Source organism: Burkholderia sp. FERM BP-3421 (genome assembly GCF_028657905.1).
Lineage (GTDB): Bacteria > Pseudomonadota > Gammaproteobacteria > Burkholderiales > Burkholderiaceae > Burkholderia.
This window is the reverse complement of the sequence record NZ_CP117782.1, coordinates 452,764-469,534: the sequence shown is the minus strand read 5'-3', so window position 1 is coordinate 469,534 and position 16,771 is coordinate 452,764. Positions and strand designations below refer to the sequence as shown.

At 72.2% G+C, this 16,771-nt stretch carries 9 protein-coding genes; 4 read left to right on the top strand and 5 right to left on the bottom strand.

Annotated features, from left to right (window positions below; genetic code table 11):
• Nucleotides 1-34: 34 nt before the first annotated feature.
• Both Bsp3421_RS18315 and Bsp3421_RS18310 read left to right on the top strand, forming a co-directional pair.
• Entirely contained in the window at nt 35-961 is a 927-nt protein-coding gene (locus Bsp3421_RS18315; protein WP_274002222.1) for a DMT family transporter, read from the top strand.
• Nucleotides 962-1,222: 261 nt separating this feature from the next.
• Nucleotides 1,223-2,503, top strand: coding sequence for a sensor domain-containing phosphodiesterase (locus tag Bsp3421_RS18310; RefSeq protein WP_274004265.1), 1,281 nt, complete (start codon nt 1,223-1,225; stop codon nt 2,501-2,503).
• Nucleotides 2,504-2,590: 87 nt separating this feature from the next.
• On the opposite strand, the gene arfB is transcribed toward Bsp3421_RS18310, so the two are convergent.
• The 4 genes from arfB to recC are packed head-to-tail and all read right to left on the bottom strand — an operon-like array spanning nt 2,591 to nt 12,463.
• Nucleotides 2,591-2,992 (bottom strand): alternative ribosome rescue aminoacyl-tRNA hydrolase ArfB, encoded by a 402-nt coding sequence (arfB, locus tag Bsp3421_RS18305; protein ID WP_274002220.1) that lies wholly within the window; start codon nt 2,990-2,992, stop codon nt 2,591-2,593.
• Nucleotides 2,989-5,382 (bottom strand): AAA family ATPase, encoded by a 2,394-nt coding sequence (locus tag Bsp3421_RS18300; RefSeq protein WP_274002217.1) that lies wholly within the window; start codon nt 5,380-5,382, stop codon nt 2,989-2,991. The genes arfB and Bsp3421_RS18300 overlap by 4 nt, the downstream gene beginning before the upstream one ends.
• On the bottom strand, nt 5,379-9,134 hold the full coding sequence (gene recB / locus Bsp3421_RS18295; RefSeq protein WP_274002214.1) for an exodeoxyribonuclease V subunit beta: 3,756 nt from the start codon (nt 9,132-9,134) through the stop codon (nt 5,379-5,381). The genes Bsp3421_RS18300 and recB overlap by 4 nt, the downstream gene beginning before the upstream one ends.
• Nucleotides 9,131-12,463 carry an exodeoxyribonuclease V subunit gamma gene (gene recC, locus Bsp3421_RS18290; protein ID WP_274002211.1) on the bottom strand — a complete coding sequence of 1,111 codons (3,333 nt, stop codon included), beginning with the start codon at nt 12,461-12,463 and terminating at the stop codon, nt 9,131-9,133. The genes recB and recC overlap by 4 nt, the downstream gene beginning before the upstream one ends.
• Before the next feature lie 191 nt (nt 12,464-12,654).
• Here recC and Bsp3421_RS18285 point away from each other — a divergent pair, with 191 nt between their 5' ends.
• A complete protein-coding gene (locus Bsp3421_RS18285) occupies nt 12,655-14,943 on the top strand; it encodes an FUSC family protein (protein WP_274002210.1) in 2,289 nt (762 codons plus the stop codon).
• Nucleotides 14,944-15,169: 226 nt separating this feature from the next.
• Nucleotides 15,170-16,534: an amino acid permease gene (locus Bsp3421_RS18280; RefSeq protein ID WP_274002208.1), complete on the top strand. Its 1,365-nt coding sequence runs from the start codon at nt 15,170-15,172 to the stop codon at nt 16,532-16,534.
• A 34-nt stretch (nt 16,535-16,568) separates the two neighbouring features.
• On the opposite strand, the gene Bsp3421_RS18275 is transcribed toward Bsp3421_RS18280, so the two are convergent.
• Nucleotides 16,569-16,745: a hypothetical protein gene (locus Bsp3421_RS18275; protein ID WP_274002207.1), complete on the bottom strand. Its 177-nt coding sequence runs from the start codon at nt 16,743-16,745 to the stop codon at nt 16,569-16,571.
• Nucleotides 16,746-16,771 lie beyond the last annotated feature (26 nt).

Below are 16,771 nucleotides of genomic sequence, written 5' to 3'. Positions count from 1 at the left end.
TCGCCTCTTCTCTCCACCGCTCGCCATACCTCCGATGAATGCCAAGAACATCTCGCTGTTGATCGTGCTCGCCGCGCTGTGGGGCGCGTCCTTCCTGTTCATCCGCATCGGCGTGACCGATTTCGGCGTCGCGCCGCTAATGCTGCTGCGCGTCGCGATCGGCGCGCTGTTCCTCGTCGGCCTCGCGCTCACGCGCTATCCGCCGCGCGCGCTCTACGCGCAGCTGCGCGAGCGCGCCGGCCCCTTGTTCGTGGTCGGCGCGCTGAATTCCGCCCTGCCGTTCTGCCTGTTCGCGTTCGCCGAACTGACGCTGTCGGCGGGCGTGACCTCGGTGATCAACGCGACCACCCCGCTGTGGGGCGCGCTCGTCGCCTACCTGTGGCTCAAGGACAAGCTCTCCGCCGCCCGCGCGCTCGGCCTCGCGATCGGTTTCGCGGGCGTGCTCGCGCTGGTGTGGGACCAGGTGTTCGCGCCCCACGGCGCGCACGCCGCCGCGCCGGGCCCGACCCTGCTCGCGTCGGGCGCCGCGCTCGGCGCCACGCTGCTGTACGGGATCGCCGCGAACTACACGAAGCGCAAGCTGACGGGCGTCGACCCGCTGATCAACGCCACCGGCAGCATGATCGGCGCCACGCTGCTGCTCGCGCCGTTCGCGCTCGCCACCTGGCCCGCCGGCCCCGTGTCGGCCGGCGCGTGGGGCGCGGTCGCCTGCCTCGGCGTCGCCTGCACGGGCGTCGCGTATTTCATCTTCTTCTACCTGATCACGCATATCGGGCCGGCGCGCGCGATCACCGTCACCTTCGTGATCCCGATCTTCGGGATCCTGTGGGGCGCGCTGTTCCTCGACGAACGCGTGTCGCCCGGCATGCTCGAAGGCTGCGCGATCGTGCTGCTCGGCACCGCGCTCGCCACCGGCGTGATCAAGCGCGTGCCGGGCCTCGGCGCGCGCCGTTCGACCTGAGCGCCACCCTGCCTTCGTTCATTTGACCCGGTCCCCGGCGAACGATGCGCGCGATCCGCGCATCGTTCGCGCCCGCGCAAATCCGCCCGCCCCCGCATCGACCCCGATTCATCGGACTTGAGTCTGGAGTTACCCTGATACGCGCAGCGTGTCGACTTTCGCTACACTCGACTGCAATCCACCCGCCGGAGGCAAGCGTGACCCGCTTCGTTTCTCCCGACGTCGCGCGTCCGCCACGCCGCCGCCTTGCGCCGCACTGACATCGTGCCGGCCCGCCCTCTCCCGCTCGACAGCCTGCTGCCGCTCCTGGTGCGCGGCCCGGACGGCTGGTGCGCGGACTATCACGGCGCGACGCTGTCGAGCGTGTTCCAGCCGGTGCTGTCGATCACCCATCGGCGCGTGGTCGGCTACGAGGCGCTCGTGCGCGCGACCGACGCCACCGACCGGCCGGTCTCGCCCGGCGCGCTCTTCGCGCGCGCCCACGCGCGCGGCGAGGCGGTCGTGCTCGACCGGCTCACGCGCTGCATGCACACCGCCAATTTCGCCGCGCAGGGGATCCCGGTCGGCTGGCTGTTCCTCAACATCCTGCCGCTCGTGCTCGATTCCGGCAGCGCGCAGCGCGAATTCATCGAGGCGCTGTGCGCGCATTTCCAGCTGCCGCCCACGCGCATCGTGCTCGAAGTGGTCGAACAGCCGTCGCGCGACGAGGAGGCGCTGGGCCGCACGATCGACCTGATCCAGCATCGCGACTTCCTCGTCGCGATCGACGACTTCGGCACGGGATTCTCGAACTTCGACCGCATCTGGCAGATGAAGCCCGACATCGTGAAGCTCGACCGCTCGCTGGTCGAGCGCACGCTGAGGGCCGACGACGCGCACCGGATCATTCACCACCTGGTCACGATGCTGCACCAGTCGGGCACGATGGTGCTCGCGGAGGGCGTCGAAAGCGACGAGGCGCTGCAGATCCTGATGGAGGCCGACGTCGACTTCGTGCAGGGCTTCCACTTCGGGCAGCCCGACGCATCGATCGCGCGCGGCTGCGCGGGCGCGCCCGCCCTGCTCGACGACGCGTGGCGGCAGTTCGCCGCGCGACGCCAGGCGCGCGCGCACTGCGCGCAGCCGTGCTTCGACGTGCTCGAACGGCTGGTGCGGGCGGCGGCCGCCCACTACGCGCGCGACCGCGACCTGCACGCCGCCGCGCAGCAGGTGCTGGCCGAGCCGAGCGCGCGCCGCGTGTTCATCGCGGATGCGAGCGGCGAGCAGCACGCGCCGTCCGTGACGTCGCCCGCGATCGCCGCCGCCGCCGCCCACGGCCGGCTCGCGCCGCTGTTTCCGGAAACCCACAGCAATTGGTCGCGCCGGCCGTACTTCCAGCGCGCGCTCGCCGCGCCGGGCCGGGTCGCGCTGATGGGGCCGCACTTCTCGCTGACCGACGGGCGCGACTGCTACACGGCGGCCATCGCGATCGAGGTCGAGGGCGAAACCATCGTGTTCTGCGCGGATTTCGCGCTCGACGGCGCGAGCACGATCATGCGTTGAGGCGGCGCGCGCCGCCGATCCGGCGCGGCCCGCCGATCCCGGGTTCGGGCCCGCACGCGAAGCGGCCGCCCGGCTCGACGCGCCGCCTTACTCGACGATCCTGCCGCGCCCGGCCTTCACGTTCCCGCGCCGGCTCTTCGCGTCGAGACGACGCTCCTTGGCGGCGCGCGTCGGCCGCGTCGCGACCCGCGCGCGCGGCGTCACGCAGACGCTGCCGATCAGCGCGTCGAGGCGCGCGAGCGCCGCCTCGCGGTTGCGCTCCTGGGTGCGGTGCTCCTGCGACTTCAGCACCACCACGCCCTCGCGCGTGATGCGCTGGTCGGACAGCGCGAGCAGGCGCGCCTTCACGATCTCCGGCAACGACGATGCGCGGATGTCGAAGCGCAGATGGATCGCGCTCGACACCTTGTTGACGTTCTGTCCGCCCGCGCCCTGCGCGCGCACCGCCGACAGCTCCACTTCCTCGGGTCGCAGCGTGTAGCGGATCATGCGTCCTCCCGCGCGGCGCAAAGCGCCTCGTCGATCCGCGCGGCCAGCCCGGAATCGCGCTGCGTGCGCGTCGCGATCGCCTGCGCGAGCACCGCGCGCGGGCCGATCACCTCGACCCGCGCGCGCGCGCGCGTGATCGCGGTATAGATCAACTCGCGCGACAGCACGCGGCTGAACGAGGCCGGCAGGATCAGCGCGGCCTCGTCGAATTCGGAGCCCTGCGACTTGTGCACGGTCAACGCGAACGCGCTGTCGTGCGGCGGCAGCGCGGCGGGCGACACCGCGCGCGCGAGGCCGTTGGCGCCCTTGAACCACACGCGCAGCGCGCCCTGCGCATCGGGCAGCGCGATGCCGATGTCGCCGTTGAACAAGCCGAGCGCGTAATCGTTGCGCGTCACCATCACGGGCCGCCCCGCGAACCACTGCGCGCCGACGCCGAGCGACACCCGCACCGCGCGGCGCACCTGCGCGGCGACGAGCGCGTTGACCTGGTCCGCGCCGCGCGCGCCCGCGCGGGTCGCGCACAGGATGCGGAACCGGTTCAGCGCATCGAACAACGGCAAGGGGCCGGGTGCGGGATCGGCGAACGCGGCGCGCAACGCCTCGACGTAGGCGGCGAACCCGTGCGCGAGCCGCTCGATCATCGCGGTCGACAGGGTGTCGCCGGCATCGTCGTGGAAACGGGCGGCGGCGTCCGGAGCCGTCGACAGCGCATCGAGCGCCTCGCTCGCCGCACCCGCGCGAATCGCGAGCGACAGCCGGCCGATCGGCGAATCGAGCCCGAAGCGGTAGTTGCGTTCGAGCCAGACGACGCAATCGGTCAGGGGCGCGGCGGCGGAATCGACGGGCGACGCTGCGACAGTTGCCTGCATGCGCGCCTCCGCGGGCACCGACGCGCGCGCGGCCACGTCGCCCGCCGGATGGGAGGCGAGCGCGACGGCCAGCGCCGCGTCGTCGGCATCGAGCCGCATGTCGTCGAGCCACGCCAGTTCGCCCGCGTCGATCCACGCATCGGGGGATTCGTCCGGGGTGGGCGGCGGCGGGTTTTCGATCGGTGTCGAAACAAGCGCTGGCGCTGGAACGGATGCGGGCGCGGACGCGCCCGCATCGTCATCGAAATCGAACAACGAAGCCTGGGCCTCATCGACGCGCTTCGCGCGCCGCCGACCGTTGCGCGACGACGTGGACGCGGCAGGCGTCGCGGACGTCGCGGGCGCAGCAGATGTCGCGAGCATCGCGGATGTCGTGGGAGAAGCAGACGTCATGGAAGGCGGCGTCGCCGCGTCGGGCGCCGGCGCGGCGGCCGCCGTCTCCACACGCGCCGCCGCCGGCAGCGCCGCCTCGAACGCCGCGACCTCGACGCCGAGCGCCCCCGCGATGCGCGCCCGCCCGGCCGCGCTGTACGCGGGCCGCGCGCTGAGTTCCGCGAACACCGCGCCGGCCTCGACCGCCGCGAGCTGATCCTTGTCGCCCAGCATCACGAGCCGCGCCCCCGGCGCGAGCGCATCGAGCAGATGCGCGGCAAGCGCGACGTCGATCATCGACGCCTCGTCGACCACCACCAGGTCGTAGGGCAGCGGATTGTCGCGATCGTGCCGAAAGCGCCCGCCGGGCCCGCCGCCGAGCAGGCGGTGCAGCGTATAGGAAGTCTGCGGCAGCCGCGCGGCCAGCTCGGCCGGCAAGTCGCCCGCGCGCGCATGCAGCGCTTCCTGCATGCGTTGCGCGGCCTTGCCGGTCGGCGCCGCAAGCGCGATCCGCAGGTCCGGGTGGAGGTCGAGCAGGCAGGCGATCACACCGACCACCGTGGTCGTCTTGCCGGTGCCCGGGCCGCCGCTCACGATCGTCACGCGGCCCGTGAGCGCGACGATCGCGGCGACGCGCTGCCAGTCGATGCCGTCGTCGCGCGGCGGCCCGAAATAACGCCCGAGCCGTTCACGCAAGCCGTCGGCCGCGACGTCCCCCGCCTCGCCCGCGTGCGCCTGCGCGACGAGCGCGCGCGCGAGCCGCCACTCGTAGTCGAAATAGCGCGCGAGATAGAGCCGGTCGTCGCGATCGACGACGAGCGGCCGTTCCGCGCCGCGCGCGCCGTGCCCGAAGGTGGTCACGCCGCTGGCCGCGAGCGCCTGCCGGACCTCGTCGGGCTGCGCGTCGTAGCGCTGCGCGAGCGCGCCGAGCGCCACGCACACGTGCCCCGCCGCGGTTGCCCGGCTCGCCGCGAACGCGGCGCGCGCGGCCCAGCGCGCGGCCTCGGCGGACGCGCCGCCGCGCCGCGCGAGCAGACCGATGCGGCGCGCGAAGCCTTCGGCCAGCGCGAGCCCGAAATCGGCGGGTTCGGGCAGCCGGGCAGCCAGCCCGCCCGTGAACGGATACAGTTCCGGCGCCGGATTCACGCGGCCTCCCCGCGCATCAGCGCGTCGAGCGCCTCGACCAGCGCGCGCGCCGGCCGCCGCGCGTGCACGCCGGCCGGCGCGCCGCCGCTGCGCCAGCCGGGCCGCACACCGCGCACGAACAGGTACAGGTAGCCGGCGATATGCGAGTCGTAGTCGTAGTCGGGCAGCCTGCGCGCCAGGTAGCGATGCAGCGCGACCGTGTAGATCAGGGCCTGCAGATGGTATGCGTGCTGCGCCATCGCGACCTCGAGCGCGCGCGTCCCGTAAGCGTCGGGCGTCGTGCCGAGATGGTTGGACTTCCAGTCGATGATCCAGAAGCGGCCATCGTGCTCGACGATCATGTCGATGAATCCCTTGATGAAACCGGCCAGCGTGCCCGCGTCGAACGCGACGTCCGGATAGCCGTGCGCCGCGAGCAGGCGGCGCAGTGCATTGAAATCGAGCGCGGGCGCCGGAAACAGGAATTCCATTTCGGTCAGGCGGCGCGCGGGATCGAGCGCCGCGAGCCGCATGCCGGGCACCAGCTCGGTCGCGGCGAGATCGGCGACGAGCGCGTCCATCATCGCGGGCAGGCGCTCGGCCAGCGCCGGCTCCGCCTCGACCGGCCGCTCGTGCAGCGCGCGCCGCGCCGCCTCGGGCCAGCCGTCCGGCGCGGAGAAATCGCTGAGTTCGAACAGGCGGTGCAGGCATTCGCCCGCCGCCGCCCCGCGCGGGAACGCCAGGATGTCGTGTTCGGCCGGGCCGGCGGCGTCGGGTGCGCCGTCGGCCGCCGGCGCCGCGGCGAGCGCGTCGTGATCGGGCCGCAGCGCGTCGTCGGGCGGCGGCGCGACGCCCGCCTCCTCGCGCGCCAGCGACGCCGTCAGCGAACTGAAGCTCGCGATCCGCCACGCATCGCGCAGCACGCGCGACGCGCGACGCGCGCCTTGCAGTTGCGCCGCATCGTGACCCGCCGCGAGCGGGGTGCGCGCCGTCGCGCCGGGCAAGGGCGCGAGCGTGATCGGACCGTTGGCGAGCGCGCCCCAGCGCTCCGCCAGCGCGGCCTCCTCGGGCGGCTCCTTCAGCCAGTCGTCGAACGCCTGCCCCGCGCCCGCGACCAGCCAGTTCAGCACGCTGCGGCGCGACTCGCGCGTCGAGCGCGACGACAGGTACGCGCCCGCGACCACGTAGCAGCGGTATACGGCGCGCGTCAGCGCGACATACACGAGCCGCGCGCGCTCGGCCGCCTGCTCGCGCTGCGCCTGCCGCGCCGCATGCTCGGCGGCCGCGTCGTCGCAGCCGTAGTGCAGCACCGCGTCGCCCGCGTCGTCGTGATACTCGCGCGCATCGGGCAGGCCCGACGCGGGCGGCTCGCGCAACGCGCCGTCGTTCAGGAACGGACAGAACACCAGCGCATATTCGAGCCCCTTCGACTTGTGCACGGTGACGATCTGCACCAGGTTGCGATCCGATTCGAGCCGCAACTGGGCCTCCTCGCCGCCGCCGTCGATACGCTGCGCGGCCAGCCAGCGCAGCGTCGGCGCGATGCCCGGCTGCGCGGCCGCGCGCGCCTGCGTCAGCTCCGCGAGATGATTGACGTCGGTCACGCGGCGCTCGCCGTCCGGCCCGGCCATCAGACGCTCGGCAATCCTCAGCTCGCGCGAGAAGGTGCGCCACATCACCGCGAAGCCGCGCTCGCGCCACAACAGGCGGTAGCGCGAGAAGCGCTCGACCCAGCCCATCGCGTCGGCAGCCGATGCTGCGGCAGCCGATGCCGCGGCCGTCCCGGCGTCGGCCGCCGCCTCGTCGCTCGCATCGGCCTCGCCCTGTTCGAGCCGCCACAGCGCGGCCGCGTCGAGCCCGAACCAGTCGGCCGCGAGCGCGGCGCGCAGGCGGCGCAAGTCGCCGGGCGCGTCGACCGCCGCCAGCACGCGTTCGAGCTGTTCCGCGTCGACCGTCGCGAACACCGACGCCTGCGCGAGTTCGACGGCGCCGATCCCCCAGTTCGCGAGCACGCGCTTCACGAGGCTGCCCTGCTTGTGGGTCTGCACGAGCACCGCGATGTCGCCGGGCGACAGCGGCACGTCGCCGAGCCGCACCGCGCCCTCGCGCGCGCCGCGCATCAGGCGCGCGATCTCGGCCGCGCAGGCCTGCGCGGACTGGCGCTGCGCGTCGCGCTTGGCAAGCGCCGCCTCGCCATCCGGCAGCCACCACACGCGGAAATCGCCCGCGCCGCCCGACGGAGCGCCGCCCGACGGATCGCCGCCCGACGGATCCGTACCGTCGTACAGCGGCGGGCGAACCCGCGCGCCCGCGCGCACCGGCTGGTAGTCGAGGCCGTCGAGCACGAACGCGCGCGGATTCGCGCCGAACACGCGATTGCATGCGTCGACGATCGGCGGCGTCGAGCGCTGGTTGACCGCGAGCGTGTAGCGCGCGGTCGCGCGGTCGCGCGCCGCGAGATAGGTATGCAGGTCCGCCGCCCGGAAGCTGTAGATCGCCTGCTTCGGATCGCCGACCAGGAACAGCGGCCCGGCCGGCGCGAAGATCCGGTCGAAGATCGCGAACTGCAAGGGATCGGTATCCTGGAATTCGTCGATCAGCGCGGCCGGATAGCGCGCGCGCAGCGTCTCGGCCAGCCAGGGGTGCGCATGCAGCGCGCGGTACAGGTTCGCGAGCAGATCGTCGAACGACACCACGCGGCGCGTGCGCTTGCGCTCGGCGAGCGCGGCCGGCGCGTAGTCGAGCCACTGCGCGAGCACGCTCAGCCAGCGCGCGCGCTGCGCGGCCTCGGCCGAGGCGAGCGCCGCGTCGAGCGCGTCGAGCTGCGCGAAGAACGCATGCTGCGGCGTGGCCCCGCCCTTCTTGGTGGCCTTCGCGAGCGCCGCCTGGGTGAGCCGCAGCGTCGCGCGCGGCAAGCTCGCGGGCGGCGTGGCCTGCGCGGCGCACGCGGCCCACGCGTCGAGCGCCTCGGCCACCGCGTCCGGCTTGTGCGAGCGCTGGTTCAGCGATGCCTGCGCGGCGGCCAGCAAGCCGGCGATCGCGTCGCGCTGCTCGCGCCACAGCGCGGCGGCCGCCGCGAAGCACGCATGCGCGGCCGCCTCGGGATCGGCCTCCGGCAGTTCCAGCCCATCCCAGCGCAGCCGCGCGAGCGGCTTCTTGAGCCGCCGCGCGAGCTGCGCGTTGAGCGCCTCCGGCCCCGCGCCGCGCTCGACGAGCCACGCCGCGAACGCCGGATGCGCGGCCGCGAGCGGTTCGACGCGGGTGCGCCAGAACTCGGCCGCCAGCTCGAAGCGCAGGCCGGCGTCGTCGGCCTCCATCTCGACCGCGAACGGCATCGCCGCCGCGAACGGCGCTTCCTGCAGCGCGCGCTGACAGAACGCGTGGATCGTGTGGATCGCCGCCTGGTCGAACGCGCGCAAGGCGCGCCGCACGCGCTTCGCGGCGGTTTCCGCGTCGAGCCCGTCGGCCGAGAGCGTCGTCTCGAACAGCTGCGCGATGAACGGATCGCCATCGTCGTCGCCGGTCTCGAGCGCGTGCGCGAGTTGCGCGAGCCGGCCGCGGATGCGCTCGTGCAGCTCCGCCGTCGCGGCCTTGGTGAAGGTGACGACGAGGATCTGGTCCGCGCTGAAATCCTGTTCGAGCAGCAGCCGCACATAGAGCGCGCAGATGTTCCAGGTCTTGCCGGTGCCGGCCGACGCCTCGATCTGGTTGACGCCGTCGAGCGCGCACGCGAAGACGTCCAGCTCGCGCGCGAAGGGGGGCGTCGCGCTCATGCCGGCCTCCGCAGATGCTCGACGAGCGGATCGAACACCGCATGCGCGAGCACGCCGAACGGCGCGTCGAGCGACAGGTTCGCGCCGCGCCACGCGATCGCGAGCGCGGGATCGTCGGCCTCGCTCGCGACCCGCTCGTTGATCCACACGCCCGCCGCCTTCGCCTCGCCTTCCGAGACGAGCGCCCAGGCGCTGCGCGGGAAGAAGCGCAGCGGCATGCGGCGGCCCGCGCGGAACAGCGCGGCAAGCGGCGCCAGCTGCCCGCCCGGCGCGGCGACCGGCGCGAATTCGAATGTCTCGCCGCTGCCGAACCACAGCGTGCGGCGCGGGCCGTCGGGCGCGACCGCGCAATACACGAGATGCGCGAGCCAGGCCGACAGGTAGTCGCGCGCGCCCGGCCGCGCGTAGCGGTAGATCACCTGGCCGGCCGGGGTCAGCCGGTTCAGCGTGCCGTGCAGCCGCAACGGCGCGGCCGTCGCGTCGCGCGCGAGCGCCGCATCGTGCACGCCGAACCACGCGGGCTCGCCGTCCGGCCAGCGCGGCGTCACGTCGAGCGTGAACGGCAGGCGCGTCGCACCGTCGGCGAGCGCGTGCCGCACCTTGCCCGCGAGCTGCGTGAGCGCATCGAGCGCCTGGTCGCGCCATACCGCGCCCGTCGCGCCGCCCGGCAGTTCCGGGCTCGCGTCGGCCACGCGCAGCGCATGGTCGTGCGCGACCGCGTCGTCCGTGTCGACGAGCAGCGGCAGCACGCGCGCGGCGAGCGCGTCGCTGCCCGCGTAGTCGAGCGCGAACGGCTCGGTGTCGAGCAACTCCGCCTGCGCGTCGGCCAGCACGATGCCGAGCCGCTCGCGCAGCAGCGCGCGCGCCGGGTGGCGCCAGAAACGCTCGAAATCGCCGAACGCGACGGGCGTCGCCGGCTCGGCCGGCAGCGGTGCGGGGAAGAACGGCGCGACCGGCCGGGCGTCGTCGAGCGCGAGCTGCGCGGCGAGCGTCGCGCGTTCGCTGTCGTAGCTGAACAGCGCACGCGCGCCGCCGCGCGCGCCGCTGAAATAGTCGGCCGAGAACGGCTGCAGCGGATGCTCGACGATGAAGCCCGCGCGCGCGGCGTCCACCTCGGCCGGCGACGCGCCCTCGCCCGCCGAGATCGCCGCGAGGTGGTCGAGCAGTTCATCGACGAGCGCGGCCGGCGGCAACGGCGCGTTGTCGCGGATGCTGCGCCCCGTATAGGCGATCAACAATCGATCGCGCGCCGCGAGCACGAGGTCGAGGAACAGGTTGCGCTCGTCGTCGCGGCGCTGGCGGTCGCCGAGCTTCGCGAACACCGCCATCAGGTCGAACTCGTCCGCGCGCGTGAGGCTCGGCAGCACGCCGTCGTCCATGCCGAGCAGGCACACGACACGATACGGCAGGCCGCGCAGGCTCGTCAGCGACGAGAACGTGACGCCGCCCCACGGCACCCCGCCGCGCGCCGGATCGTCGAGCGCGGACGCGAAGCCGGCGCGCACCACCGCGGCCGGCAGCGGCGCGTCGAGCGCGCCCTCCGCCATCGCCGCGAGCATCGCGTCGAGCGCGTCGCGCACGCCCGACAGCGCGTCGGCATAGGCCGGCCCCGAATCGAAGAAACGCGCGAGGGTGTCCGCGAACAGCTCGCTCCAGCCCTGCGGCGCATGGCTGTCGGCGAGCCGCCGCGCGAAGCCGTCGAGATCGTCGGTGAAGCGCGCGAGCCGGCCGAGCAGCTCGGCCTCGCTGCCCTCCGCGCCCTCGACGGGCAGCCAGGACTCGACGGGCGCCGCGCCGTCGGGCATCGCATAGCCGAGAAACAGGCGCGTGAGCGCATCGGCGAAAGTGTGGCGCGGCGCGGGCACGGCGGGCGCCTCGCCCGGCTCGGCCGCGAGCCCGCGTCGCGCGCCGGCGGCCGCGAGCCAGGTCTGCACGGTTTCGAGCGCGGCCGCGTCGATGCCGTAGCGGGCCGCGACCGCGTCGACGCGCAGCCATTCGATCAGCTCCGGCGCGCCGACGCTGCGCTCGGGCAGCGCGAGCCAGTCGAGCAGCACGCGCGCGACCGGGTTCGCCTGCGACGGCGGCAGCCCCGTGATGCGATAGGGAATGCGGCGCGCGTCGTGCGGCGCCGAGGTGCCGAACACGGCGTCGATCAAGGGCCCGGCCGCCGCGAGATCCGCGACGGCGACCAGCACGTCGGCGGGCGCGAGGCCGGGATCGGCGTCGAACCACGCGAGCAGCCGGTCGTGCAGCACTTCGAGCTGGCGCGCGAGGCTGTGGCACACGTGCACCTCGACGCCCGCCTCGGCGGGCGGCGGCCCGAGTTCCGCCTCGGGCTGCAGCGCGAGCATCGCGTTCTGGACCCGCGCGAGCCAGGTCGGCGCGGGATTGTCGACGTACAGCGACGCATCGCCCGCCGCCGCGCTCTCGGTCAGCTCGTGCAGCATGTGCAGCTGCGCCTGGGCCTGCCGGCCCCACTCGGCGAGGAGCGGATGGCCGACCTGCTGGTAGTCGAGCTGGTCGGCCGCGTCGAGCGATTCCGCGCGCGCGGCCGTGACGATGTCGAACCAGAATTCGCGGCACGGATTGAGCGCGTAGATCCGCACGTCGATCCAGCGCGACAGCTCGCGCAGGAGCGCCACGTGCAGCGGCGGCATGGTCGGCAGCGCGAACACGCTGACCGACGCCGGCCAGCACGGCGCGCGCGCGGCCGGATCGCGCGTCTTCACCTCGTCGAGGAAACGGTGCGCGGGCGGCACGCCGCTGTCGCTCAGCTCCGCGAGCAGCGCGCGCCACAGCGCGCCCTGCCACGCCTCGTCGTCGCGCGCGGCGTCCGCGCCGTGGCGCGGCGCGCCCTCGCGTTCGAAGATCGACGCGCCGTCGCGCCACAGCGCGAGCCACTCCGGCCGGTACGTGAGGTAGTGGTCGAACACCATCGCGATGCGCTGCGCCAGCTCGTGACGCATCGGCGCATCGGCCGCCGCGAGGTAGGCGGACAGTCGCGGCGACGCGCGCCACGGCGCGTCGGCCTCGTCCGACAGCAGCCGGTAGCAGCGCCACACGAGCCGGTCGGGCGCATACGGCGAACGCGGCGGCACGGTCAGCACCTCGCCGATCCGCGCCCACAGCCATTGCGCGAGATAGGTGAACTGCACGTTCGCGCAGACGCCGTGCAGGCCGGCGATGTCGAGTTCGAGCCGCCGGCGCAGCGCCGCGCTCGGCACGATCACCTGCTGCGCGGCCCACGGCCCGCCGGGCGCCGACTCAAGATCGGCGAGCAGCGCGGCGGCGAGCGTCTCGTGACGGTTCGAATAGAAAAGGTGGAGCATGAAACCTGCGCGAAAGTCTCGCGCGGGTGGGCCCGCGCGGTCGAAGCGCCAAGGATAGCAAACGCATCGGACGGCGAGAACCGGCGCGCGCCGGGTTGACGCCGATTGCGTCCGGCGCGGCCGTGGAAATACGATAGACTCCTCGCCAATCGGCGCGCGCACGCGCCCCTCGTCTGCCATTCATCCCATCGATGCGCTATTCCGTCGAACTCCGGAAGTTTTTCTACAGCCAGTATTTTTTCGGCGGTCTGCGGATCGCGGTCGGGGTGTCGCTGCCGGCGGTGCTGTTCCTGATCATATTTGACAATCGCGAACTCGGCTTCACGATCGCGACGGGCGCGCTCGGCGCCTGCGTGGTCGACATGCCCGGCCCGCTGAAGTACAAGCACAACGAAATGCTCGCGTGCAGCGTGATCGGCTTCTTCTCTGCGCTCGCGACCGGGCTCGCGACGCCGAACATCTTCGCGCTGTGGTTCACGATCGTGCCGCTCACGTTCGTGCTGTCGCTGATCGTCGTGTACGGCAACCGCTGGCCGCAGATCAGCTTCGCCACGCTGTTCATGATGGTGATGACGCTGGAGGAACGCTTCACGCCGCTGCAGGCGCTCGTCAATGCTTCGTGGATCCTCGTGGGCGGGCTCTGGTACACCTACTGGGCGACCCTCGTGTCGCGCTGGCAGGCGCACCGCATCGAGCAGCAGGCGCTGGCCGAGAGCCTGTTCGCGTGCGCGACCTACCTGCTCGCGCGCGCCGATTTCTACGATCTCGATTCCGATCTCGACGAGTGCTACCGCAACCTGGTCGCGAAGCAGATCACCGCGGTGGAGACCCAGGAAACCGCGCGCGACATCGTGCTGCGCAACCTGCCGAAACTGCGCCAGGGCAAGCTCGACCCGAGCCGCACGATGATGTTCAACCTGTTCATCAACAGCGTCGACCTGCACGAGCTGTTCGTCGGCGCGCACACCGACTACCCGCTCGTGCGCAACACCTTCGGCGGCTCGGACCTGATGATCTTCTACCGCGACCTGATCCGCAAGGCGGCCTCCGACCTCGAGGAAATCGGCCTCGCGGTGCTGGAGAACCGCCGGCCGCACACGCGCATCAGCGTCAAGGCGGAACTGCGCGCGATCGAGTACGAGATCGAGCTGATGCGCAAGAAGAACTTCCCGGCCGGCAACGCGGAAGCGTACGCGGCGGTGCTCACCACGTTCCGGCGGATCTGGAGCGCGACGCGCCTGATCGACAAGATGCGCCGCAGCCTGTCCGAGCGCACCGACGGCCAGCAGACCGAGCTGAAGATCGACAAGACGCTGACCCGCTTCCTGCAGCGCCGGCGCATGTCGCCGCTGCTGCTGTTCTCGAACCTGAACCTGCGCTCGCCGAGCTTCCGCCACGCGCTGCGCATGACGATCGCGGTCGCGGTCGGGTTCTGGGTCGGCCGGCTGCTGCCGCTGACCAATGCGTACTGGATCGTGATGACGACCATCATCATCCTGAAGCCCGGCTATTCGCTGACCAAGCAGCGCAACGCGCAGCGGATCATCGGTACGCTGATCGGCTGCGCGGCCAGCCTCGCGCTGATCTACACGGTCCAGGAGCCGCACCTGCTGATCATCATCATGTTCGGCTCGATGGTGATGAGCTACAGCCTGCTGCTGTTCAACTACGGCGCGAGCGTGGTGTTCACCTCGGCCTACGTGCTGCTGATGTTCCACCTGCTCGCGCCGGGCAACATGCGGATCATCGGCGAACGCGCGATCGACACCGTGGTCGGCTGCATGATCGCGATCGCCGCGAGCCGGCTGTTCCCGTACTGGGAATACCGCGCGATGGGCAAGCTGGTCGGCGACATGCTCGCGACGCTGCGCAAGTACTTCGAGGCCGCGTCGCGCATCGGGCGCGGCATGCCCGCGCCCGTCGTGCCGACGGCGGACGGCGCGGCGGCCGTGCCGGCGGTGGCGGTCGCGATCGAGGCGGCGCTGCCGCCGCTCGAAGGCGACTACCCGTACCGGCTCGCGCGCAAGAACGTGCACATCGCGTTCGCGAACCTGGGCCAGGCGTTCCAGCGCATGATGATCGAGCCGAAGGCGCACCAGAAGTTCGTGCCCGAGCTGAACGACCTGCTCGTGCAGACCCACGTGCTCGGCGCGCAGATCACGGCCGCCGCGCCGCTGCTGCGCCATGCGTATACGCAGGACGCCCGGGTCGATCTCGACGCGCTCGAGCGCTGTCTCGCCGCAATCCGGGATAATCTCGAACAGGCGGAGGCCGGTTCGCCCCCCGCCGCGGACCACCTGGACGCCGGCAAGCGCGTCACCCGCGACCTCGATGCGATGGTGGTCGCGGCCGAGCAGTCGGACGCGGCGAGCGCCGACCTGACCCACGACCTCAAGGTGCTCGCGCACCAGTGCAAGCAAATGCTCGCGTCGTCGCTGCTGATCCGCAAGGACGCCGGCGTGATCCGCCTGCCCGAGTAAGGCTCCGCGGGGCGGCCATCCGTGGCGTGCGGATCGCCCCGCCCAGGCCGCCCACCTTATCCCTGTTAGCCCTGCGCGCGTCCGGTTGCAGTCGGGACATTCCCGACTATTGTCGGCGCGCCCCGATTGATATGATCATTCCCGCATCAAGTTGTATAGACAACTCGAACGAGGCACCCGCCGCGCGATGGCGCGCGGCGCGCGATCCTCGTCATCAGGAGACACCATGAAGAATTTGCAGCGCCACCTGAGCGCGCGCCATATCCGCTTTCTCGCGCTCGGCTCGGCGATCGGCACCGGGCTGTTCTACGGGTCGGCGACCGCGATCCAGCTGGCCGGCCCCGCGGTGATCCTCGCGTACATCCTCGGCGGCGCGGCCGTCTACATGGTGATGCGCGCGCTCGGCGAGATGGCGGTGCGCGAGCCCGTGTCGGGGTCGTTCGGCCAGTACGCGACCGACAACCTCGGCCCGTTCGCGGGCTTCGTGACCGGCTGGACCTATACGCTCGAAATGGTGATCGTCGCGATCGCCGACGTCACCGCGTTCGGCATCTACATGGGCTTCTGGTTTCCGGACGTGCCGCAGTGGATCTGGGTGCTCGCGGTGGTCGCGCTGATCTGCGGGCTGAACCTGTGCCACGTGAAGGTGTTCGGCGAGCTGGAGTTCTGGCTGTCGATCGTGAAGGTCGGCGCGATCGTCGCGATGATCGGCGGCGGCGTCGCGATCCTGGTCGCGGGCGTGGCGCTCGGCGGCCGGAGCGCGCCCTCGCTCTCGAACCTGTGGAGCCACGGCGGCTTCCTGCCGAACGGCATGGGCGGCCTGATCGCGGCGCTGTCGGTGGTGATCTTCGCGTACGGCGGGATCGAGGTGATCGGCATGAGCGCGGGCGAGGCCAAGGATCCCGAACGCGTGCTGCCGCGCGCGATCAACGCAGTGCCGGTGCGCATCCTGCTGTTCTACGTGCTGACCATGGTCGTGCTGATGTCGATCTTCCCGTGGACCGGCGTGGGCTCGAACGGCAGCCCGTTCGTGCAGATCTTCTCGGCGCTCGGCGTGCAGTCGGCCGCGAGCATCCTGAACCTGGTCGTGATCAGCGCGGCCATCTCGGCGATCAACAGCGACATCTTCGGCGCGGGCCGCATGATGTACGGCATGGCGCGCCAGGGCCAGGCGCCGCGCGCGCTGGCCGCGACCTCGCGGCACGGCGTGCCGTGGGTCACGGTGCTCGTGATGGCGGGCGCGCTGCTGATCGGCGTCGTGCTCAACTACCTGATGCCGAAGGACGTGTTCCTGATGGTGGCCGCGATCGCGACCTTCGCGACCGTGTGGGTGTGGCTGATGATCCTGCTGTCGCAGGTCGCGATGCGGCGGCGGCTGTCGCGCGCCGAGACCGCCGCGCTCAAGTTCAAGGTGCCGTTCTGGCCGGTCGGCCCGGCGCTCACGATCCTGTTCATGGTGTTCGTGATCGCGATGATCGGCTACGTCGAGGACACCCGCGTCGCGCTCTACGTCGGCTTCGCCTGGCTCGTGCTGCTCGCGCTCGTGTACGCCACGCGGATCCGGCCGAAGCTCGCGGCCGCGTCGTCCTGATGCCGCGCCGGACGGGGTCGCCCGGTCCGGCCGCTCAGTTGCCGTTGCCCTGCGCTGCCGACGCGCTCGCCGCGGGCGCCGGATGCGCCTCGTCGTAGTCGCGCTTCTGCGAGATCGCGTTGTACAGGATGGTGCCGATCACCAGCACCACCGCGACGACGATCAGGATGGATACGCCGAATACCGGATTCTTCTTGCGCTGATCGTTCATGGTCGGGTCTCGCTTCGTCAAAGTCA